The sequence below is a fragment of the Spirosoma sp. KNUC1025 genome, from assembly GCF_045160025.1.
Classification (GTDB): Bacteria; Bacteroidota; Bacteroidia; order Cytophagales; family Spirosomataceae; genus Spirosoma.
Genome location: NZ_CP087139.1, coordinates 1,202,836 through 1,223,940, shown reverse-complemented (window position 1 = coordinate 1,223,940; position 21,105 = coordinate 1,202,836). Strand labels below are relative to the sequence as shown.

Below are 21,105 nucleotides of genomic sequence, written 5' to 3'. Positions count from 1 at the left end.
GCCAAAACTAGCGGTCTACTTCACCCATTACAACGTCGATAGAACCAATAACAGCCACCAGATCGGCCAGCATGGCTCCTCGCGTGATTTCGCTTATGACCGATAGGTTGTGGAAACAACAGGAGCGGGCTTTGCAACGGACTGGTACGTCAGATTTCCCATCGGTACGAAAGAAAAAGCCTAGTTCACCCTTCGCACTTTCTGCGCGGGCATAAAAGTCCATGGCTTTAGGACGAATTTTTTTTGGCACTACGGCTTGTGGATCATAATCGCGGGTACGTCGATGATCGCCCAGAAGCTGTTCCAGACATTGTTCAACAATACGTATGGACTCATGACATTCCAGTACCCGAACATTGTTTCGATCCCAACAATCGCCTAGAGTGCCCATCAGCCCTTCACCAACAGGAATCTCGAAATCCAATTCGGGATAAACGGAATAACCATCCACCCGACGCAGATCATACCGCAGGCCAGAACCACGTAGCATTGGGCCGGTACATCCATAATCGATGGCTACAGGAAGTGGCAATACGCCAACGTTAGCCGTGCGTTTTATGAAAATTTCATTTTCAATAACCAGTTGTTGCAACTCAGCAAGTTTCGGCTTCAGGTACGTAATGAATTCTCGGCACCGTTCTTCAAACCCCACCGGAAGATCATAAAACAAGCCCCCCACCCAAATGTAGTTGTAGAGCATCCGGGCACCGCTGAGCCATTCGAGCAGGCGCTGAATATGCTCACGGTCGCGCATGAGCCACAGAAAAGGCGTATACGCGCCAATATCAAGCGCATACGTACCGATAGCCACAAAATGAGCCGCAATGCGATTCAGTTCAGCTACCAGTACCCGGATATATTCTGTACGCTTAGGGATATCCTGCTGAATACCAAGCATTTTTTCCACACCCATTACAAAGGCATGCTCGCAATTCATGGCGGCCAGATAATCGAGCCGATCCACAAAGGGAATCGTCTGATTGAACGGCAGCATCTGGGCATGCTTCTCAAAGCAACGGTGCAGATATCCAAGGTGCGGCACTACATCGACAATAATTTCGCCATCGGTAACGACCTCAAATCGTAATACACCGTGGGTCGAGGGGTGTTGTGGCCCCATGTTTAGAATCATCTCCCCTTCGGCCAGCATATCCGGGCGATAAAAGCCCGGCTCCGATGCCCGGAAATGGCCGGGAGCATATTCATATTGTATTGTTTGTGTAGCCATTAGATCATCAAAGGTCGAGATCGCCAAGCCGAAAGGCAATATTTCCGGCACATTTCTCACTTAACCAGCTACAAATCATTACTTTTTCTAAGACTTCTATTTGCTCGATAAAACAATTTTCGTACCTTTGCGCTCCTTATCGAGAAAACAGACTTTAGCAATGGCAAAGAAAGGCGCCAATAGAATCCAGGTTATTCTGGAGTGCACCGAGCAAAAAGACAGCGGTGTTCCCGGCATGTCCCGGTACATCACCACGAAAAACCGGAAAAATACGCCGGCTCGTATTGAACGGAAAAAATATAATCCGTTCCTGAAAAAAGTAACGCTGCACAAAGAAATTAAATAAGTAGTCGATCAGTTAGTGAGTTGGCTGGTAGGCCAGTCTTTAAACACTGATTAACTGATAAACTAATTAACTGACAACTGAGTCATGGCAAAAAAGGTAGTTGCAACCCTGAAAACGAAGGATAACGGCAAGGCATTCGCCAAAATTATCAAAGCCGTTAAGTCGCCTAAAACCGGCGCGTATACCTTCAAAGAAGAAATGGTCCCGGTTGATGAAGTACAGGCTGCATTGAAAGCCTAAGTTTTGCTGTCATCAACTTCCTGCGTAATACACAGGTCCCACAGCCTTAATCGGTGATGTGGGACTTTTTTTGTTAAAAAACGGTTAGGTCAGTTAGTGAATCAGCTATCCGAGAAGTAATTATGTAATTTGAATTCGGCAGGCACACAATCTTACCTAACTCACTGACTATTATTCGCATGGCTTTATTCGGTTTTTTCTCGAAAGAAAAGAAAGAAACGCTCGACAAGGGCTTAGAAAAAACAAAAGACAGCTTTTTCTCGAAACTCGGGCGGGCGGTTGTTGGTAAATCGACCGTTGATGAGGAAGTCCTGGACGAGTTGGAGGATATATTGGTTTCTTCAGATGTAGGCGTTGAGACGACCGTCAAGATTATCAAGCGGATTGAAGAACGCGTGGCCCGCGACAAATACATGGGCACCGATGAACTAGACCGTATTTTACGCGAAGAAATTGCGGCTTTGTTGTCGGCCAACAACACGATTGACGTAACGGACGATTTTGCTATACCGGCCAACAAAAAACCATATGTTATTATGGTTGTAGGCGTCAACGGTGTGGGCAAAACCACCACAATTGGCAAACTGGCGGCCCAGTTTCATAAACGCGGCAAAAAGGTTGTGTTGGGCGCGGGCGATACGTTTCGGGCGGCTGCCGTCGATCAACTCAAGCTTTGGGGGATCGCGTGGGCGTACCCGTTATTTCGCATGGTATGAACACCGACCCATCTGCTGTAGCTTTCGACGCGGTGAAAAAAGCCACCGAAATTGGAGCCGATGTTGTTATTATCGACACTGCCGGACGGCTTCATACCAAGGTTAACCTGATGAACGAGCTAACGAAAATCAAACGGGTGATGCAAAAATTCACCCCCGACGCACCCCATGAAGTGCTTCTGGTACTTGATGGATCAACGGGTCAGAATGCATTTATACAGGCTACTGAATTTACTAAGGCAACCGAAGTTACGTCTCTGGCAATCACAAAGCTAGACGGAACAGCCAAGGGGGGCGTAGTGATTGGCATTTCAGATCAGTTTAAGATTCCGGTCAAATACATCGGCGTGGGCGAAAAAATTGACGATTTGCAGACATTCAATAAGATGGAGTTTGTGGATTCGTTTTTTAAGAAATAAGAACACTTTGGTGGAAAACCCCATGAAGTATCTGGTCATAGCCCTTTCCTTTTTTTAGTGTCAGCGCTTACCTACGCTCAAAAGCCACACCGCCGAAAAGTTTCTAAACAGCTTACGATGCAGGGAATTTGCGGTAGTGTACTTGTAAAGCGAGGAAATTTTATGCCTGGGCCGGATAAACCCGTTCCTACCGGAAAAACAATAGAACGGGAAGTGCTCGTATTTCCTTTACTGAATATGAGTCAGGTCGACGCAGGCGATAATGGATTCATTAATTCCGTACGGGATGCGAAACCTGTAAAAACGGTTAAATCCGATAAAAATGGCAAATTCTGTGTGCGTCTGCCCGTAGGTCACTACTCTGTATTGGTACGAGAGCCGAAAGGTTTATATGCGAATCTGTACGATAGTCATAACAATATATTTCCTGTAAACGTCGAGAAAAACCGTCAGTCTGACGTAAAGATTGAGATTTCTCATCAGGCTGTATTTTAACAAAAGCGGTAGCAGCCGCAGTCTTGCTAGTCAAAGCGGTTTTTACCCGCGCTACTTTAATGAAAACCAAAGGAATACGTACCAATAAAATTAATATCGTTACGCTCGGTTGCTCGAAGAACCTTGTGGATTCGGAGGTGCTGTTTACGCAACTCAAAGGCAATGGTATGAACGTAACCCACGAGTCGAAAAAGGACGACGCGAACATTGTGGTTATCAATACATGTGGCTTTATCGACAATGCCAAGGAAGAATCGATCAATACGATCCTCCGCTACGTCGACGCGAAGGAAGCGGGGATGGTTGATAAAGTATACGTAACGGGCTGCTTATCCCATCGCTACAAAGACGAGCTTGAAGTTGAGATGCCAACGGTGGATGCCTGGTTTGGCACCAACGAACTGCCCCGCATGTTAAAAACACTTCGTGCTGACTATAAGCATGAGCTTGTCGGCGAACGGCTGTTGACGACACCTGCCCACTACGCTTATCTAAAAATTGCGGAAGGCTGCGACAGACCCTGCTCGTTCTGCGCCATCCCGTTGATGCGCGGAAATCATGTATCCCGCCCCATCGATGAGTTAATAACCGAAGCTAAATCACTGGCACGACGGGGCACGAAAGAACTGATTTTGATAGCTCAGGATTTAACCTATTACGGACTGGATCTTTACAAAAAGCGTAACCTGGCAGACCTGATTGCTCAACTGGCTGATGTCGACGGTATTGACTGGGTTCGGTTGCAGTATGCGTACCCGTCAGGCTTTCCACTTGATGTGCTGGACGTAATGCGCGATCATCCAAACGTCTGCCATTATCTGGATATGCCTTTACAGACGGGTTCGACCGAACTGCTAAAAATTATGCGCCGGGGCATTACCCGCGAAAAAACAGAAGGTTTAATTCAGACAATCCGGGAAAAAATTCCGGATATTACTCTTCGCACAACGCTGATTGTCGGGCATCCCGGCGAAACGGACGCGATGTTTGAAGAGACATATGATTTTGTCAAACGGATGCGCTTCGACAGAATGGGCGTTTTTACATACTCACACGAAGAAAATACGCACTCTTTTTCGATGCCCGACGATATTCCGGCTGACGTAAAGCAGGAACGCGCGGATGAGTTAATGGAACTTCAGCAGGGTATTTCGCAGGAGTTGAACCAGCAAAAAGTTGGGAAGACCTATAAAGTGTTGTTCGACCGTAAGGAAGGCGGCTACTTCATCGGCCGTACTGAAGCTGATTCTCCTGAAGTGGATAATGAAGTCCTGGTTCCGGCTTCTCAGTACGTCCGATTGGGCGATTTTGCCAATGTCAGAATTGACCGGGCCGAGGAGTTTGATTTATACGGAGAAGTTGTTTTCTAAATTCTACAAACCCGCAAGCTTTTCGAACGCCGAACCTTGCGGGTTTTTCTATTGTTGAGCCGAATAAATCCCAACCTGCAACCTGCATGGACTGTCAGTACCTGCCACTTGCCTCAACAGGCCAGTTTTCGTCACTCTTTCTCGATTACATTTCGCAAAAAGATACCCTTAAGCCCTATTACAATCACGTCCCGGTTCTTTCTGCTTTTCAGAAGCAGATAAACGAAAAAACAGTTGACGATACCAAGCGGCAGGTTCTGGTTGATGCGCTGAAACGACAGTACGCATCCATTACCAATAAACCCGACTTTTCGACGCTCCTGCTTCCGAATACATTTACAGTCACAACGGGGCATCAGCTAAATATTTTTACGGGTCCGCTCTATATTGTCTACAAGCTGGTTACAACAATAAACCTGGCCAGAAAGTTAAAAGAAGCCTATCCATCCTACAACTTCGTACCAATTTACTGGATGGCGACGGAAGACCATGATTTTGCCGAGATCAACCATTTTTCAATGTTTGGCAAGGACTACGTCTGGCAAACCGAGCAACGCGGTGCCGTTGGGCGCATGAATCCGCAGGAGCTAAAATCGCTTTTCAAGCAAATTCCAGAGAAACTCTCCCTGTTCGAAGAAGCCTATTTAACGCACAATACGCTTGCCGATGCAGCCCGCTATTACGTCAATGAGTTGTTTGGGGCTGAAGGTCTGGTTTGTCTGGATGCGGACGATGCAGCTTTGAAGCGCGTTTTTGCTCCCGTTATGCATGAGGAGCTTGTCAATCAGCAGTCGGGCGAACTCGTTCAGAAGCAAACCGAGCAGTTGGAACAACTAGGGTATAAAACCGTTATTACTCCTCGCGACATTAATCTGTTTTACCTAGACGATCAACTTCGCGAACGTATTGAGCGTAAAGAAGATGGTACCTATCGGGTTGTTCACACGAAGTTAAAATTCTCGGAAAAGGAATTGCTGGATTTACTGGATGAACATCCTGAAAAGTTCAGTCCGAACGTAGTGTTGCGCCCCCTTTATCAGGAAACCATCTTGCCTAATCTGGCGTACATCGGCGGTCCGTCGGAAGTTCCTTACTGGTTGCAGTTAAAAGATGTTTTTGCACATTTTAAGACTACTTTTCCGATTCTGATGCCCCGTAATTTTGCGATGTACGTGCCATCAGTGAACGCAAAACGTATCTGTAAATTAGGTTTGACTCCTGAAGATTTATTTCAGGATACGCTAACGCTCAAACGGGAATTTGTTGAGCATCATACACGGCATAGCCTTAAGTTTGACAACGAAAATAAAACCGTCAATAAAGCGCTGGATGCTATTCTACACAAAGCACAAATGGTTGATCCGACGCTCGAAAAAGCGGTTCTAGCCGAAACGAAGCGATTTGCCAACGCTGTAGCACGACTGGAGAAAAAAATGCGCCGGGCTGAAGAACGTAATCAGGAAATCGGCGTTCGACAACTGCTGGCTGTCAAAAATGAGCTTTTTCCCAACGGTGGGCTTCAGGAACGTAGCGAGAATTTCCTGACCTTTTATCTGAATGACAGAACGTTCCTCCAAAAGATGCTTGCTGTCTTTGATCCGTTCGATTATCGGATGCAGCTGTGTTTGGAATAAACCTGTCTGGTTCGACTGGCCAATCGCATGAATAAAGCCTTACTACGTCAGGAATTCCTGAAAAAACGCAAAGCTTTGTCTGCCGATGAGGTAAACCGACGTAGCGAACTCATTGCTGGACAGTTTTTCCATTTTCTGGAGCAGAACTACCGGGTTGATGTTCCCACAATCATTCATACGTTTTTACCGATTCAGCGGCAGAATGAAATCGATACGTGGCTGATTATCCGGACTATCTGGGAAAACTATTCCAATCTGACCATTAGCGTCCCCGTTACTGACCCATCAACAAACAGCCTGCGCCATTATCCATTGTTTCCGGAAACAGTGCTGGCTGACAACCGTTGGGGCATCCCCGAGCCTGTATCTGTGAATCAGCCATGCTTACAGCCCGATAAGTTTGACATTGTTCTTGTGCCTTTACTGGTGTTCGACAAGCAGGGGCACCGAGTAGGTTATGGAGGGGGTTTTTATGACCGATTCCTTGCCAATTGTCGTCCGAATTGCCTGAAAGCTGGCTTATCACTATTTGAGCCAGTTAATCAGATTGATGGCATTGAACCAACGGACATTAAGTTGAATACCTGTGTTACACCCAATCAGATTTATCAGTTTAAGTAAATTTAATCAAGATTTATTCATCTTTTAAGGTGATAAAATTGTTTTCTGGTTATCTTTTCTAGCATTTAAGAAACCAGACGATGAAAAACTTGCTATTTTTCTTTCTGCTCTGTTCCTATCAGGTCTGTGCCCAGGCCGATACAACCAGATCGGTTCACAAAGAAGCTCTCAAGCCCATAGAAAGTGATTTAACCCCAAGCTACGGACGATATGGACAAGGGGTTAAAATTCAGTACGTATATGATGGGCTTGATGTGCGTCATGCCAAAGATCTGGGTCAGTATATTTATGCGTCCGGAGATCCGAATGCAATCCATGAATTTGAGCGTTATATGGGTAGTCGCCATGCAGGTGGCTGGTTAATTGCAGGCGGAGTCTTAACGTCGGCTGTTGGCCTGGGCGTAGCTCTTGCCAACGATCACTCAGGCGAAGCAAGCAAAGGCCCTTATTATGCCGTGGCTACTGTGATGCCCAATGGTACGGTATGTGCCGGTTACTGTAATTCTGTTCCAGATCGTACAAATCCGACTGCTGTAAAGGCTGGTGTTACAACACTATTTAGCGGTTTACTGGTTGCTGCAATTGGAGCCTGGATGCTACGTCCGGGTCAGCATCTGCGCCGATCAGTCCAGTATTATAACCGATCGCTAAAGCAGCAGGGGATTTTGTGGCAGCTCACACCGTATTCGTCCGGGTCTAATTCCGGTGTAGGGCTGGCAGGACGGTTCTAACTTTTTTCAAATATAGTACCTGTGCGTCAAAGTTTTGCCTTATTTTTGCACTCCAAATTGGAAAGCGGACGCAAACCGCCTTTATTAACTAAGCAAAAGCGGGTTTAGCCCGTATTACTACAATGAAAATCGCAGTCGTTGGCGCTACTGGCCTTGTCGGTGGCGAAATCCTGAAAGTCCTGGAAGAGCGTAACTTCCCTGTATCCGAACTTATTCCCGTTGCCTCCGAGCGGTCGGTTGGTAAACAGGTTGAGTTCAAGGGTAAACCCTACACGGTTGTAAGTTTCGAGGACGCCATCGCTGCAAAACCCGCCATTGCCATTTTTTCGGCAGGAGGTAGTACGTCGCTGGCACTGGCACCTAAATTTGCTGAAGCGGGTATTGTTGTTGTGGATAATTCATCGGCCTGGCGTATGGACCCAACTAAAAAACTGGTTGTTCCAGAAGTAAACGCCGACGTACTGACAGTGGATGATAAGATCATTGCTAACCCAAACTGCTCGACTATTCAGATGGTCGTGGCGCTGAAACCTCTGCATGATCGTTATAAAATCAAGCGTGTTGTCGTTTCAACGTATCAATCCGTAACGGGTACAGGGAAGGCTGCCGTTGATCAGCTATTCGCCGAACGTAAGGGAGATCAGGACGTAAAAAAAGTATACCCTCATCCGATCGACCTAAACGTACTACCCCATATTGACGTCTTCCTCGATAACGGCTACACGAAAGAGGAGATGAAGATGGTGAATGAAACCAAAAAAATCATGGGCGACGACTCGATTCAGGTAACGGCCACAACGGTACGGATTCCAACCATCGGGGGACATTCAGAGGCCGTTAATATAGAATTCGAAAACGAGTATGAACTCAGTGAGGTTGTTGACATTCTTAGCAACACCGAAGGCGTTATTGTTCAGGACGATCCACAGAATAAAATTTATCCCATGCCGTTGACTGCACATGGCAAAGACGAGGTATTTGTCGGTCGTATTCGTCGCGATGAAAGCCAGCCCAAAACCATAAATATGTGGATAGTTGCCGACAATTTGCGGAAAGGAGCAGCGACTAACGCCGTTCAAATCGCTGAGTATTTACTGAAGCATAATTTAGTTGAAAACGAAGCAGTAACAGCCTAGTATTTTTTCAGATATTTCATAAAAAAGCCCAGACCGATATACGGTCTGGGCTTTTTTATGGGTTAATTTCTCAAATGTACTTGTTGATTATAAAGCCGATACACTTTATCACGACTTCGTTTCAGGCGCATCTTAACAGCACTTTCCGAGATCTGGTACTGCTCACCGATCACTTTTACGGATAACCCCTGTTCATGCTTCATTCGCAAAAGTGCTGCCTCCTCAGTAGATATAGTACTCATAACCTGCTCCAGAACGTAGCATTGAGCCACCACAGGATCTGATTGATCAGGCTCAATTACCTCCCGCATATACGTTTCTGGAAGGGGTTCTGTGTTCATTCGTTTGTGAATGCGAAGCTGATCCAGACAGTAATTGTGCGAGATACTATATAACCAGGTTAATAATGCCGAGCGATTCTGGAAGGTATCGAGTTTGCAGAATACTTTAATAAAGATGTCTTGTGTAAAGTCTTTAGCAATCTCAGGGTCTTTGGTCATTGAAAGACACTTTTGGTATACCTTTTGAGAGTACCGATTGTAGATAGACTCAAAGCTGTTATCCGAAGAGTTGCTTAGACATATGTTAACTTTTTTCTTTAAAGTGTCGGTGGTCGTTTGCATAAGAAGACGCGTAATTTCAGAACGATTAATTGAATAAGTGCAGGCTCAACATGCCAATAAGTAGCGGACTTTTGTGAGTAGATCTACGGGTTCCGCAAGAGGCTACTTACTTTACTTGAGCTGCGTTGGTTTAAGAATTTTACAGCTATAAAGGTCTGACTACTGGGCAAAAAAGGCAGGTACTTTTATATCAAATACTGGTACACTTGTACCAAATCGTAGTGAAATACCCCTACAACGCTTTCATTTTAGGGGTTTCTTCGAAAAAATGGGGTTGAGCCTTTAGTTTTGGCGGGAAAAGGCAGAGGGTGTCGTTTGATAGAGCTTGCGGAAAGAGCGGGCAAAATAAGAGGGATCTTCAAAACCTACGAGGTAGGCTGTTTCGGCAACTGGGTGCCCCTGGCGCAACAACTGCGCGGCCCGTTTAAGGCGATAGTTACGGATAAATTCTCCCGTAGACAGATCAACTAAAGCTTTTAACTTTCGGTGCAGATTCATCCGGCTCATGCCACTGGCCTGAATGAGCTCTTCAACGCCGAAGGCGGCATCATCGAGGTGTTGTTCTATTAACTGACAAAGTTTTTCCACAAGTGGATCTGCAGTCGAAGGAGCTATCGCAAAAGCGTCGGGATTGGTCATACCCGCCAACACCCATTTTCGCAATTGACGACGTTGTTCTAACAGATTATGGATTCGTAATTGCAGTTCTTGGACGTAGAAGGGTTTGGCGATATAATCGTCAGCGCCAGAAGACAGCCCTTCCAATTTGCTGTTGATAGACGCTTTAGCCGTTAGTAGGATAACCGGAATATGGCTGGTACGTTGATCTTTTTTTAATTGCTGGCAAAGTGTGTAGCCATCCATTACAGGCATCAGAACATCACTGATTACCAGATCAGGTCCTATTGCCAGCGCTTTTTTCCACCCTTCACCGCCATCCTTAGCCCGATGAATTCGGTAAGTTTCAGGTAAGCTATCCGCTATAAAATCACTCAACGCTTCATTATCTTCCACAACTAATATTACCGGCGAATCATCGGAAGGCACTTCTTCGCTGATTACTTCCTGGTCAATAGCCGATGAGGGGGTAACTTCAGGCTCAGGCTGTTTAGTTACAATGGCAACTGTAGCTGGTCGATACGGTAAATCAATGTAGAATGTGGTCCCAATACTTTCTTTACTTTCCACGCGAATGGTACCATGCTGTAACTCCACCAACTCTTTCACAAGCGCCAATCCGATACCAGCCCCATCCGAATGGTTTATACGGCTATCATCGATCTGATAGAATCGCTCAAAAATGTGAGGAAGTTTATCTGAAGCGATACCAATGCCATTATCTGAAATTTCCAGATGAACCAGTGAACTCGTTTCATTACGTTCTTCGGACGGTTCTCTTGATTCATAGCTATTCCGGGTTGTTAAATGGACGACTACCTTGCCCCCAACTGGTGTAAATTTCAACGCGTTCGCCAACAGATTATAGACGATACGTTCAAGCTTCTCCGTATCGAACCAGTAATCGGTATCTATCCCCTGTGTCCGAAACGACACTTGAATTCCTTTTGCCGAAGCTTGTGATTCAAACGAATGGATTAGACGATTTAGAAATTCTACTAAATCCGTTTGACTTTCTTTTATTCTCAATACGTTAGCTTCTGCCTTCGACAGTTCCATCAACTGATTAACCAGTCCTAGTAATTGTGTTGCATTCTGGCTGATCAATTCAAGTTGATGTTGATCGTTTGCGTTATGCAGACGTTGCTTTAGTTGCTCTACAGGCGCCAGAATTAGGGTTAAGGGCGTTCTGAATTCATGCGTAATATTTGTATAGAACCGCTCCTTTATAGCGTCTATGGCCTTGAGTTGTTTTGCTTCCTGACGGCTAATAAAAGCTTGAATGAGGCTATATACTATGCTCAGGACTATTATAACATAGAATAAAATAGCCCACCAGGTTGCCCACCAGGGAGGTCGTATTATTAAGGTCAGTTCGCGTATATGCTTACTCCACATACCCGACGTATTGGAAGCATTGAGTAGGAGTTTATAATGGCCCGAGCGTAGGTCCGTGTATTCTGCTATTGGTCGATTGGTTTCGATCCATGCCTTGTTTAATCCTATTAGCTTATAGCGGTACCGAATTTTGGCCTGTCGATTATACTGCATTCCAGCAAATGAAACAGTAACAAAATTCTGATCATAGGCTAAATCGAGATGGCTAATTGCCTGCGCAGGCAACGAATCTGTCAGAGCCCCAGGCAAAAGGGGTTGATTATTAATCTGAATATCAGTAATCTGCATTTGCGGCTGATATTCATCTTCCCGTAACTGAGACGGATGAAAGGACGTAATACCTTCTAAACCACCCAAGATAATTCGATCATCCGGTAAATGCAAAAAGTGAAATCGGTTAAATTCATCGGCTAACAGACCGTCTTCGTGGGTGTAGATGCGCGTCTGGAAAGTTCGTCGATTCATACGGCATATTCCCTGATTAGTAGCAATCCAAAGAAATCCTTGCCGGTCAGGTATGGCAGCGTAGACAACATTATTAGGCAGGCCATTATTCGTAGAAAACCGCTGGCATGATCCTGTTTGCTTGTTAAACCGGCATAAGCCACTACCAAACGTGCCAACCCATAGTATATTTTTATCAGCTGGGTCATCGAATAAGCAGAATAACTGATTGCTGCTTAAAGAAGTCAAATTGTTTGGTCGATACGTGTATTGTTGAATTTTACCAGTAACTCTATCAACTCTATAAAGCCCATTTGACCGGGTAGCCACCCATAAATAATGTTCGTCAACAACAAGTTGGAGAATGTATCCCTCCAATTTGGGCGGCTGAGACGACATGCCACCCTGTCCCTTAGAGATAGCATGAGCCCGGATGGGAAAACGAAAAGGTTGCCAACGATTGCCTTCATAGTACATCGCCACAGAATCCGTAACTACCCATATTTTTCCGGAAGGATCGGTTGCCATTGGCGCTACGGGGTCAGTCCAGGCATAATGTGAGCGGCCCGGGAATGGAAATGGGATTGGTGTTATTTGTCTGGCTTGTAAATCAACCAGATAAAAACGGTTAGTTCCCATATTGAACCAAAGCTTTCCGTTCTTGTCAATAGTATAACGAAAATTGTAGGCCAAGGCCTCTTTATCAATAACCGGTAACTGATTGATAGGAATACCCAGGTTCTGAATTAACAAATCATGATAGAAATCTTTCTGATAAGCTAACGCTTTAAATACATTCGCTTTAAGATTGTATTTCAGAACACCCGATCGATCCGTTCCTGCCCACAATACGTCAGAGCGATCGATAAAAAGACTTCGGAACCTTGTAAGTTTCGGCAATCGCGTCAATTCCGCAACACCTTTGTCCTCACTAAAGCGGAATAAAATATTGTACTGATTGAAATATTCATTTTCCTGACTATCGGCTACAATACTTGTGTGATGCCAGTCAGTAGCAGCCAATGGGTCTATGCTGGAATGGATCGGAAATGTCTTTATAAAATTCGTTTGGGGATTCAATAGAAATATGAAATGCTCCGATAAAATCAATAACTGCCCGTTCGGACGCACTCGAACTCCTCTAATATCGTTCGCTGGAAGCGCATATTGAACAAACCGATTTGTAATTGTATCCAGTCTGTACAAACCCGATAGATTAGCCATCCACATCACACCCTGCTTATCTTGCACGAACGTACTAAACGTCGGGAAATAACCTGGGATGGAAGGGCGCTGATACTGACGTACCTGATGAGTCGCTACATCAATGCAGGCAACCTTGTCAGACAGGAAGCTAATCCACAAATGGCCTTGTCGGTCCAGATAATGTGCATCTATAATATCAGACTCTTGTCCGAACGAACGTTTGAAAAAAGAATGTCGGGAAAAATTTGTAAAAGTTTCACGTACTGGGTCAATGACATCAATATCGTTATGATCGCTAAATATCCAGATTTTTCCCTGGTGATCGAGATTTAGGCCAAAAAGACTGGACGAAGAGATTCCAGGCCTACCATCCGTAGAGGGCTGAAATACTTTAAAATGGTTACCATCATAACGGCATAAGCCATCACGGCTAGCCATCCAGATGAATCCTTGGTTGTCTTGCAGAATAGCAGGGACGAAAGCTTGTGGGAGGCCCTGACGGTCAGAGATTATTTCGGGTTGAGGCAATAACAGCGTCTGAGCCCAACCAGACGGGCTACATATGCCAATTAAAACTAATAAAAGAAAAAAATATTGACGTCTACTTGCTGACGATCACTCAGCCTCAATTGCATTCTTTTAAAAGAGGAAGTCACTAATATATAGTCTGCAATATACACTTATAGGTTAATTGAACAAATGTTCACGTATCAAAAACGTAATAAATAATCATTTCTCGATCAGCGCACTACTTCACTTTGTTGCTTAAACTGACGCCATGTGTATTTTGTCAACATAATAAATATAATCTTTGAATTTTAATACTTTACCAAATTGAGCACCAACCACAAAAACCTATAAATATAATATTTACTATTAATACACTATTACCTTTCAATTGTAACATTTTAGTTAAAAAATACACATTATAGTATCATATATGTGATTTAAAAAATTCTTAGTATATTTTTTTACCGAAAAATAAATTTAAATATTTATTTTTCGGTAGTTTTACAGCCACATAACAAATCCATACTAGTTTTAAATAGTATACTGAATGTCTTTAGTCCAATCTTATACTAAAATAAGTACCATCTATTCCTATTGGATTATTTATAAATAACTAGCTATGATGTATAATCTTACTAAAACGTCAGCGACAAAATCAACGTATTACAGGAAAGTCAAATTACTAGTTAGCCTGCTCATTATACTCAGTTCATTTGTATTAGGAAAAGGTTTTGCTGGTATTGGATCAGATGTTCCTTTTTCTTTTACGTTGCAAACAGATGCCCGGACCAGTGCGGGGGTTTATACCAAAGATGGGGTTCTGATTCGCACTTTGTGGAGCGGGGTTAGCTACAAAGCAGGCACATACGCCATGAGCTGGGATGGCAAAGATGACTACGGACACCTCTATGCCGATGGGAGTTATGATGTTAAGGTGGTTTCCAATAATATCACCGCCACCTGGGATGGCGTCATCGGCAACTCGTCAGGGCAACTGACCGGCCCCTCTGTCCACCGGGGCTGGGAAACCATCCGCACCATGACGGCAACAGGCAACACCCTCTACTATGCCAAAGGCTACAGCGAAGGAAGCCCCTCCCAAACCAAATTCAGTAGCGTTACCCCTCAGGCCAAAACCAGTCTGCTCACTTCATCGGGAACAGGACAGGCAACGCTGTTTTCGGCTACCGATGGGGTCAACGTCTACTGGGCGGGCTATGATGCCTTTGCGGCCGTAGCCGACTCCTGGTTTGTGTTTGCCACCAAAGTAGCCGATGATAGCGAGTACGTCTTCCCCAAGGGAGCGCCTTATCAGGTGACCCGAGGCTACAAGTACAAAAGTTCCATTGCCGCCGTGGAGGATGTGGCCGTCACTGGACTGGCCGTTCAGAAAGGTGGCAATTACCTATTCATTGCCTATCAAGATGTCAATGCCATCCTGGCTTTCAACAAAACCACTGGCGAGTACATTAAAACTATTGAACTAGGAGCCCCTGTGGGTAACATTTGTGTTGACAAAAATGATAACCTGTGGGTGGTTCTGGGCAGCAACAAAGTCCAGAAATATACCGCCAAAGCCGATGGCTCGCTGCTGGCTACCACCCTCAGCATCACTGGGCTCAGCAGCCCACAAGCCCTGGCCGTCTCCCCCGATGGGACCACCCTGCTGGTGGCCGATGCCGCCGACAGCCAGCAGCTCAAAGCCTTCAGCACCACCACGGCGGCCCCCAGCTGGACCTATGGCAGGAAAGGCGGCTATGCCACCGATGCGACGGTCACTAATGACAAGTTTTATTTTCTGATGGGGGATACTGGCCGCAACGCCTACCTCACCTACCAGGCCGACGGGTCGTTCTGGGTGGGTGACTCGGGCAACTTCCGGGCCCTGCACTTCTCGGCCAGCCGCAGCCTGCTGGACTGTGTGATGTATGTCCCCACCTGTTACAGCTCCTCGGTGGATGGCACCAATCCCAGCCGGGTGTTCGCCGGTTTTCTGGAATTTGCCGTCGACTACAGCAAATCTCTGGGGGCACCAACGGCTCCTGGAAACTGGTCAAAAACTGGGGAGCCACTGTACCGGATCAGTATCTGGATCAGTTTAGTATTCTGAAAGGGGTGGCCACCCTGAGCAACGGCCGCACCTACGCTACCCTCACCAACGCCACCACCTCCGCCGTCGAACTGGTCGAACTGGTCAACAATGGCCTGCTGCGGCTCACCGGCGTCGCCGTCTCCCCCAAAGCCGAAGGAGCCACCACCCAGCTCTACCCCGACGGCTCGCTGCGACGCACCTACCGCACCGCCGTGGGCCAGGCCCAGAAGTTCACCCGCAAGCCCCTGACGGGCTTCGACGGGGCCAACAACCCCCTCTGGGGCAGTGAGACCACCCTGGCCACCACCCCCCTGACCACCTCGGATGATCCCCTCTACTACGGCAACCAGATCAAGCTGCGGGCCGGGGAGGTGACGGCCAGCAACGTGGTGGTGGCCTTCGATGGCAGCAAGGCCAGCACCAAGTACCACCTGGGGGGCATCCGCCTGTCGGACAACAAGTGGTTGTGGCGCACGGCTGTCAACACCCACTGGGCCTACACGGGGGCTTACCCGGCCGATGGCTCGTATGATGTGGGCAACGGGGTGAACACGACGGGTATTGCCCAGCAGGTCAACGGTCGGGTGATTCTGTGGGGCTATCACGGGGAGTTCTGGAAGGCTTCCCAGACCAACAAGTACCAGCTGGTGTATGACAATGGCTTGTTTCTGGGCTCGTTTGGTACGACAGGACATGACACGGGCATCGAGAGTTTACTGGTTCCCCCGGTGGGCATGGCGGGGAATGCCTTCTCGGGGAGTCTGGTGAAGGTGGGGGATGATCTGTACTACTACCACAATGATGAGAACTACCACTCGGGCATCCACCGCTGGAAGATCTTGGGGCTCAACACCATCCAGGAGCAGGTCATCCCCATTGCCAACCCGGCAACTTTGGCAACTAAAAATACTTCCTCAAAAAATGGCTTAACGGGCTACTATTTTAACAGTGGAGATCTCAACAACCTACTGCTGAAAACTACCCGGGTGGATGCCCAGCTCAACTTCAACTGGGGCTCGGCCGTGCCCAACGGCGCCAGCCTAAGTGATGCTTCCAACTATTCGGTGCGCTGGAGGGGATTTTTAAAGACAGGTTATTCGGAAGCCTACACACTTTATATAAAAGCAGCTAAAGGTGTCCGGGTTTGGATCGATGATACGCTGTACCTGAATAAGTGGACCAATAATAGTCTTTCGGAACAAAAATTCTCACTTCCCATGGTTGCTAGTGAGCGCTACGCGATACGTATTGAGACCCAAGCTAGTAGCGCTATATCGTTGTCCTGGTCGAGTGCGCATCAAACAAAAGAGATCATTCCTGCTTCAGCATTATTTCCTAATACTGATTCTGAAGAATTGACCGCTAAAGACCTGTTGAGTGGTTTGACATATTGTGGAGTATTGGCCGACGGGCTATATGGCTGGAAGCGTAATCCAGTGGCAGAAGATTACACGAATGCTAATAAGGACTGGTGGCAAGCGGCCAGCGGGCGAAAGAGCTACCGCCAGCAAAGCGCCGATTTGTGGGTAAAATATCGCCAGGCATCGGGTAGCTATTCCGTCACTCGGGACTTGGGTGTGGTCAACAATGCCAGTTCGTGGAGTTTGACGGGCCGCATTAGCTATGAGGATAACGAAGGCAACAATTCAGGTGGTGGCTGTTATCTGGAGGTGCTCGACAAGAACGGTAAGGTCATTGCCCGCACCTACATGAACATTAGTTACGCAGGGGATAAATCCATCACCCTTTTCGGCAATACAGCCCAACTGGCCACGGGTCCCTCAGCAGTAATGAATTCGATAGTAGATCGGATTCAGCCCCTGAGCATTGTGGGCAGCTCATCTGGTATCACCTTCAGTTATGCCGGCTATAAGCCAGTGACCACCTCAATCTTCGATGCCAGCAGCGACTGGCGTTCCCCTAAAAGCATGCGACTGCTGTTTATAGGTGGCAACGATAATGGCAACACATATAATCGTATTATTAATATTCAAAGTATGCAATTCGCTGCAACAAGTACTGCTCAGAGCCGGGTAGCCGACACCATTACAGATGTGGTTGAGGTTAAGTTAAAGGTCTATCCTAACCCTAGCCAGGACGTATTAAACGTTGAACATGCAGCAATTGTAGATGCGGGAAGTATATCAATCTTCGCTACCGACGGCCAAAAAGTTGAAAGTTACAGTCTACAAAACGGCAGTACGTCCACTACGCTAAATATTAATTCCCTATCGCCTGGTGTTTACTTACTTCAGTACGAAAACGGTCCGTCAAGGAGCATAACTCGATTCATTAAGCAATAGGAAGACTCCGTAGAAAAATAATCAATCGAATCGTAGAAAAAGAAAAAGCCGCAATCATAGTTGATCGCGGCTTTTTCATGTGCCGAAGGCGAGACTCGAACATACTTAATTAATACATTTTACCGTTTACATCAACCTCGTCTAAAATAGCTCTTATTTAATCATATTGGCCGTTTTCTGTTTGACCTGCTATTAAGCTAGATAAAGATGAGTTAAAATAAATTAAGCAATTCCGTCCCCCATTCCGTCCCCCATTTGTATATTCGTGCTGTAACAATAAGATAGTTTCTAAATGGCAAGAGCAGCAAACAGCCCTATATCCTACGTACTTCGTGACCCTGCTGGAAAAACACCAACGCCAATCATTGGGCTAGTGCGGTTTAACAACGAGCGGTTGAAAATAGCCACTGGCTTTAAAGTAAAGCCTTCTCACTGGAACGCTGATAAGGGCCGGGTAAAGAATGTAGTCGAGGCAGTCGATAAGGATGAAATCAACGGCTTTCTTGAACGAACGGAAAAGGCTGTTGGTGGTATTATAACTGATCTGAAGGCAAACCTTATTCCACTGAGCAAAGAAACGGTAAAGGAACGGATTGACGCTTATTTAAATCCATCTGTTGAGGTCGAGAAACCTAAAACGTTACTAGACTTTGTAGGCTGGTACATCGATACTTGCCCTACGCGTCTTGTACGTGGTTCAAAAGCTAGAACTGGACGCTTTATTTCACCTGACACTATCCGACGCTATAAGACTACTCTGAATGGCTTGGAAGCCTTCGCTAAAACCTATCCGCGTCCTCTCCTACTGGATAATATAGACGCTGCCTTCTATAAAGCGTTTACAGCTTGGCTTACGGCAAAAGACTACGCAACTAATAATGTCAGTAAGTACATTGAAAACGTGAAGGGCTTCATGAGTGCCGCTGTTGATGAAGGCTTCACGACTAACATGGCATACCGTAAGTTTGCAAACCTTCGGGAAGATGCGGAAAACATCTACTTAACGGAAAACGAACTATCACGTATATACGAGCTTGATCTTAGCAAAAATGCAAGACTTGAGAAGGTACGTGATTTATTCATTTTTGCTGCCTGGACAAGCTTACGCTTCTCGGACTTCTCTACACTACAACCAGAACACATCAAAGCCGATGAAAACGGAAATCAATACTTAGACCTACGCCAACGTAAAACAGGTGGACGTGTGCAAATCCCTATTGTCCATGAGGCAATCACAGAGCTATTGAACAAGTATAACAACTGTTTACCGGCTGGTATATCCAACCAAAGAACCAACGACTACCTGAAAGAAATATGCCAACTGGCTGAAATCAACGACCGTATTCTTAAGCACGTCACAAAGGGCGGAAAGGCTGTTGTAAAGACTTCTGACGGTTGGGGCAAAATGTCTTCAGGAGTTGAGAAATGGACGCTTGTAACAACCCATACAGGCCGCAGAAGTTTTGCGACAAATATGTTCAAGCGAGGAATGCCAACGGTCCTAATTATGAAGCTTACAGGCCATAAAAAGGAAAGTGAGTTTTTGAAGTACATCAAGATTGATGCAGCTGAAACGCTTGATTTGATGCGTCAGTACTTAGGACCACGTAGCATTACTAAAATTGCATGAAAAGAAAAGCCCGCATAGGTCTGGTACACCTGTAGCGGGCTAAAGACTAATTTGAATATGCAAAACTACAATAATTTTATTGACGAGCTTTTTAGGCTCAAAATTGAGTCTGTAGAGTATTTTGTAAGTAATGGACAAGTACTCTACCCTTGGGACAATCATTACTTACCTGAGCACTTTCTACCTGGGACTCCTGAAAATCGTTTGCCCGGTCATAAGTCTGACTTTTTTAGTTTAGAGCGATATGCCTATGCTGAGAATCGAAATCGTTATACCAACGAGTTAGGTGAACTTCGGAGAAGAGCCGTAAATGACATTATTTTATTAGAACCTCAACAAGCCAAGCGAATCCTGTTAAATGCCCAGCAAAAACTCGAACAGTTAAAAAGTCTGAGAAAAAATGCAGCAGAATATCAGAAAGCGTGGTACAAAGGGACCTTAGACCAATTACCCGATTGCTTCTTAGAGTTGAAAATACTTTACGCGTTTGTAACGCCTGACCGTCCAAAGGCCAACCCACACAAGTATTTTGCTATTCATCTTTGTAAGACTATTGCTTGGAAATGTAAGGAACTATCGACTCTTATTGAAGAATGTTCGCTTGATGTAGATTCTCAACATCCGTCTATCGGAGATAAAAACGCCGAAACATCATTTAAATCGTTTGATGATCTATTTAAGAGCAAGGAAGATATGATATACTGTCTGCAAGCTCTTAAAGATTATGTGCCAGCTGTAATAAATGAGCGTTTACAGTGGACAGGAAAAAAGGGAAGCAAGGCAGTCTTGACTGGCTGGATAGATAAGATTGATGCCGAAGGTTATATACCAACTATGGACAGAATATATCTAGTGCCGTTATTAACACAAAAATTCCCTGGCTTGAGTATTAGTAGACGGACACTATACGATTCGCCCAAAGCTAACGTAGCAGAAGAGATTAAGAACTACTTTTCAGCGCATATTCTGCACTAAATGCACCTGTGCAGGATGTGCAAGGTTACGTTTAATTTAGAGTTCACCTTTGTCCATGTTAAACGCTAAACAACGCGAAACACATGGAAATGGTAGTTATGTCCGCTGACCAAGTGCGGACAATGATGATTGAAGCGGCAAGTATTGCTGTAAAACACAATTCCCCTCCAACTACTTTAAATACTCCAAAACCTAAAGAGCCTGTTTCTCCTGAAGAGCTATGTAAGCGGCTGGATATATCTAAGCCTACAGCTTGGGCATGGGAGAGGAAAGGTATTCTAAAAGGCTATCACTTAGGAAACCGTAAGTATTACTTATGGGATGAAGTTATTGCCGCTATGCAGAAAGGAAGGGAGGTGGAAGCATGAAG

The 21,105-nt window shown here is 45.7% G+C and carries 17 protein-coding genes and 1 pseudogene; 14 read left to right on the top strand and 4 right to left on the bottom strand.

The genetic code is table 11. From position 1 onward, the window contains the following. Positions 1-7: 7 nt before the first annotated feature. Positions 8-1,228: an NADH-quinone oxidoreductase subunit D gene (locus LN737_RS05340; protein ID WP_405516867.1), complete on the bottom strand. Its 1,221-nt coding sequence runs from the start codon at positions 1,226-1,228 to the stop codon at positions 8-10. A gap of 160 nt (positions 1,229-1,388) precedes the next feature. Between LN737_RS05340 and rpmG the strand changes: the two genes are divergently transcribed. The 9 genes and pseudogenes from rpmG to LN737_RS05295 all read left to right on the top strand — a co-directional run bounded on the left by rpmG (position 1,389) and on the right by LN737_RS05295 (position 8,936). Then, entirely contained in the window at positions 1,389-1,574 is a 186-nt protein-coding gene (gene rpmG / locus LN737_RS05335; RefSeq protein WP_012929817.1) for a 50S ribosomal protein L33, read from the top strand. Positions 1,575-1,658: 84 nt separating this feature from the next. After that, the gene (locus LN737_RS05330) at positions 1,659-1,814 is read left to right on the top strand and encodes a DUF4295 domain-containing protein (protein WP_405516865.1); all 156 of its coding nucleotides are present in this window, start codon (positions 1,659-1,661) and stop codon (positions 1,812-1,814) included. Between the two features lie 179 nt (positions 1,815-1,993). Beyond that, a pseudogene (gene ftsY, locus LN737_RS05325) lies at positions 1,994-2,949 on the top strand (signal recognition particle-docking protein FtsY). 117 nt (positions 2,950-3,066) lie between these two features. After that, a complete protein-coding gene (locus tag LN737_RS05320; protein WP_405516863.1) occupies positions 3,067-3,444 on the top strand; it encodes a hypothetical protein in 378 nt (125 codons plus the stop codon). A 59-nt stretch (positions 3,445-3,503) separates the two neighbouring features. Next, positions 3,504-4,814 carry a 30S ribosomal protein S12 methylthiotransferase RimO gene (gene rimO / locus LN737_RS05315; RefSeq protein ID WP_405516861.1) on the top strand — a complete coding sequence of 437 codons (1,311 nt, stop codon included), beginning with the start codon at positions 3,504-3,506 and terminating at the stop codon, positions 4,812-4,814. Positions 4,815-4,900: 86 nt separating this feature from the next. Further along, positions 4,901-6,448: a bacillithiol biosynthesis cysteine-adding enzyme BshC gene (bshC, locus tag LN737_RS05310; RefSeq protein ID WP_405516858.1), complete on the top strand. Its 1,548-nt coding sequence runs from the start codon at positions 4,901-4,903 to the stop codon at positions 6,446-6,448. Positions 6,449-6,475: 27 nt separating this feature from the next. Further along, positions 6,476-7,069: a 5-formyltetrahydrofolate cyclo-ligase gene (locus tag LN737_RS05305; protein ID WP_405516856.1), complete on the top strand. Its 594-nt coding sequence runs from the start codon at positions 6,476-6,478 to the stop codon at positions 7,067-7,069. Positions 7,070-7,149: 80 nt separating this feature from the next. Continuing rightward, a complete protein-coding gene (locus LN737_RS05300) occupies positions 7,150-7,800 on the top strand; it encodes a hypothetical protein (RefSeq protein WP_405516854.1) in 651 nt (216 codons plus the stop codon). Between the two features lie 122 nt (positions 7,801-7,922). Beyond that, the gene (locus LN737_RS05295) at positions 7,923-8,936 is read left to right on the top strand and encodes an aspartate-semialdehyde dehydrogenase (protein WP_405516852.1); all 1,014 of its coding nucleotides are present in this window, start codon (positions 7,923-7,925) and stop codon (positions 8,934-8,936) included. A 62-nt stretch (positions 8,937-8,998) separates the two neighbouring features. Here LN737_RS05295 and LN737_RS05290 read toward each other — a convergent pair whose 3' ends face one another. Both LN737_RS05290 and LN737_RS05285 read right to left on the bottom strand, forming a co-directional pair. Further along, on the bottom strand, positions 8,999-9,559 hold the full coding sequence (locus LN737_RS05290; RefSeq protein WP_405516850.1) for an RNA polymerase sigma factor: 561 nt from the start codon (positions 9,557-9,559) through the stop codon (positions 8,999-9,001). A gap of 282 nt (positions 9,560-9,841) precedes the next feature. After that, the gene (locus tag LN737_RS05285) at positions 9,842-13,753 is read right to left on the bottom strand and encodes an ATP-binding protein (protein ID WP_405516848.1); all 3,912 of its coding nucleotides are present in this window, start codon (positions 13,751-13,753) and stop codon (positions 9,842-9,844) included. A 601-nt stretch (positions 13,754-14,354) separates the two neighbouring features. On the opposite strand from LN737_RS05285, the gene LN737_RS05280 reads away from it, so the two are divergent. Beyond that, complete coding sequence (locus LN737_RS05280) at positions 14,355-15,845, top strand: FlgD immunoglobulin-like domain containing protein (RefSeq protein WP_405516846.1); 1,491 nt, start codon at positions 14,355-14,357, stop codon at positions 15,843-15,845. Here LN737_RS05280 and LN737_RS05275 read toward each other — a convergent pair. Then, positions 15,746-16,258: a hypothetical protein gene (locus tag LN737_RS05275; protein WP_405516845.1), complete on the bottom strand. Its 513-nt coding sequence runs from the start codon at positions 16,256-16,258 to the stop codon at positions 15,746-15,748. The two genes, LN737_RS05280 and LN737_RS05275, sit on opposite strands and share 100 nt — an antisense overlap. Between LN737_RS05275 and LN737_RS05270 the strand changes: the two genes are divergently transcribed. The 4 genes from LN737_RS05270 (at position 16,217) to LN737_RS05255 (ending at position 21,103) form a co-directional block, all read left to right on the top strand. After that, positions 16,217-18,130 carry a PA14 domain-containing protein gene (locus LN737_RS05270; protein ID WP_405516843.1) on the top strand — a complete coding sequence of 638 codons (1,914 nt, stop codon included), beginning with the start codon at positions 16,217-16,219 and terminating at the stop codon, positions 18,128-18,130. The genes LN737_RS05275 and LN737_RS05270 overlap by 42 nt on opposite strands. 292 nt (positions 18,131-18,422) lie before the next feature. Then, positions 18,423-19,760, top strand: coding sequence for a site-specific integrase (locus tag LN737_RS05265; protein WP_405516841.1), 1,338 nt, complete (start codon positions 18,423-18,425; stop codon positions 19,758-19,760). A 57-nt stretch (positions 19,761-19,817) separates the two neighbouring features. Continuing rightward, positions 19,818-20,735 carry a hypothetical protein gene (locus LN737_RS05260; RefSeq protein WP_405516839.1) on the top strand — a complete coding sequence of 306 codons (918 nt, stop codon included), beginning with the start codon at positions 19,818-19,820 and terminating at the stop codon, positions 20,733-20,735. Positions 20,736-20,818: 83 nt separating this feature from the next. Further along, the gene (locus LN737_RS05255) at positions 20,819-21,103 is read left to right on the top strand and encodes a helix-turn-helix domain-containing protein (protein WP_405516837.1); all 285 of its coding nucleotides are present in this window, start codon (positions 20,819-20,821) and stop codon (positions 21,101-21,103) included. Positions 21,104-21,105: the final 2 nt, after the last annotated feature.

Excerpts from the sequence above, each read along its gene's own strand:
- LN737_RS05260 (WP_405516839.1), top strand. The coding sequence starts at position 19,818 with ATGCAAAACTACAATAATTTTATTGACGAGCTTTTTAGGCTCAAAATT.
- LN737_RS05300 (WP_405516854.1), top strand. The coding sequence starts at position 7,150 with ATGAAAAACTTGCTATTTTTCTTTCTGCTCTGTTCCTATCAGGTCTGT.
- LN737_RS05255 (WP_405516837.1), top strand. The coding sequence starts at position 20,819 with ATGGAAATGGTAGTTATGTCCGCTGACCAAGTGCGGACAATGATGATT.
- LN737_RS05280 (WP_405516846.1), top strand. The coding sequence starts at position 14,355 with ATGATGTATAATCTTACTAAAACGTCAGCGACAAAATCAACGTATTAC.
- LN737_RS05320 (WP_405516863.1), top strand. The coding sequence starts at position 3,067 with ATGCAGGGAATTTGCGGTAGTGTACTTGTAAAGCGAGGAAATTTTATG.
- rpmG (WP_012929817.1), top strand. The coding sequence starts at position 1,389 with ATGGCAAAGAAAGGCGCCAATAGAATCCAGGTTATTCTGGAGTGCACC.
- LN737_RS05305 (WP_405516856.1), top strand. The coding sequence starts at position 6,476 with ATGAATAAAGCCTTACTACGTCAGGAATTCCTGAAAAAACGCAAAGCT.
- LN737_RS05295 (WP_405516852.1), top strand. The coding sequence starts at position 7,923 with ATGAAAATCGCAGTCGTTGGCGCTACTGGCCTTGTCGGTGGCGAAATC.
- bshC (WP_405516858.1), top strand. The coding sequence starts at position 4,901 with ATGGACTGTCAGTACCTGCCACTTGCCTCAACAGGCCAGTTTTCGTCA.
- LN737_RS05265 (WP_405516841.1), top strand. The coding sequence starts at position 18,423 with ATGGCAAGAGCAGCAAACAGCCCTATATCCTACGTACTTCGTGACCCT.
- LN737_RS05330 (WP_405516865.1), top strand. The coding sequence starts at position 1,659 with ATGGCAAAAAAGGTAGTTGCAACCCTGAAAACGAAGGATAACGGCAAG.
- LN737_RS05290 (WP_405516850.1), bottom strand. The coding sequence starts at position 9,559 with ATGCAAACGACCACCGACACTTTAAAGAAAAAAGTTAACATATGTCTA.
- rimO (WP_405516861.1), top strand. The coding sequence starts at position 3,504 with ATGAAAACCAAAGGAATACGTACCAATAAAATTAATATCGTTACGCTC.
- LN737_RS05340 (WP_405516867.1), bottom strand. The coding sequence starts at position 1,228 with ATGGCTACACAAACAATACAATATGAATATGCTCCCGGCCATTTCCGG.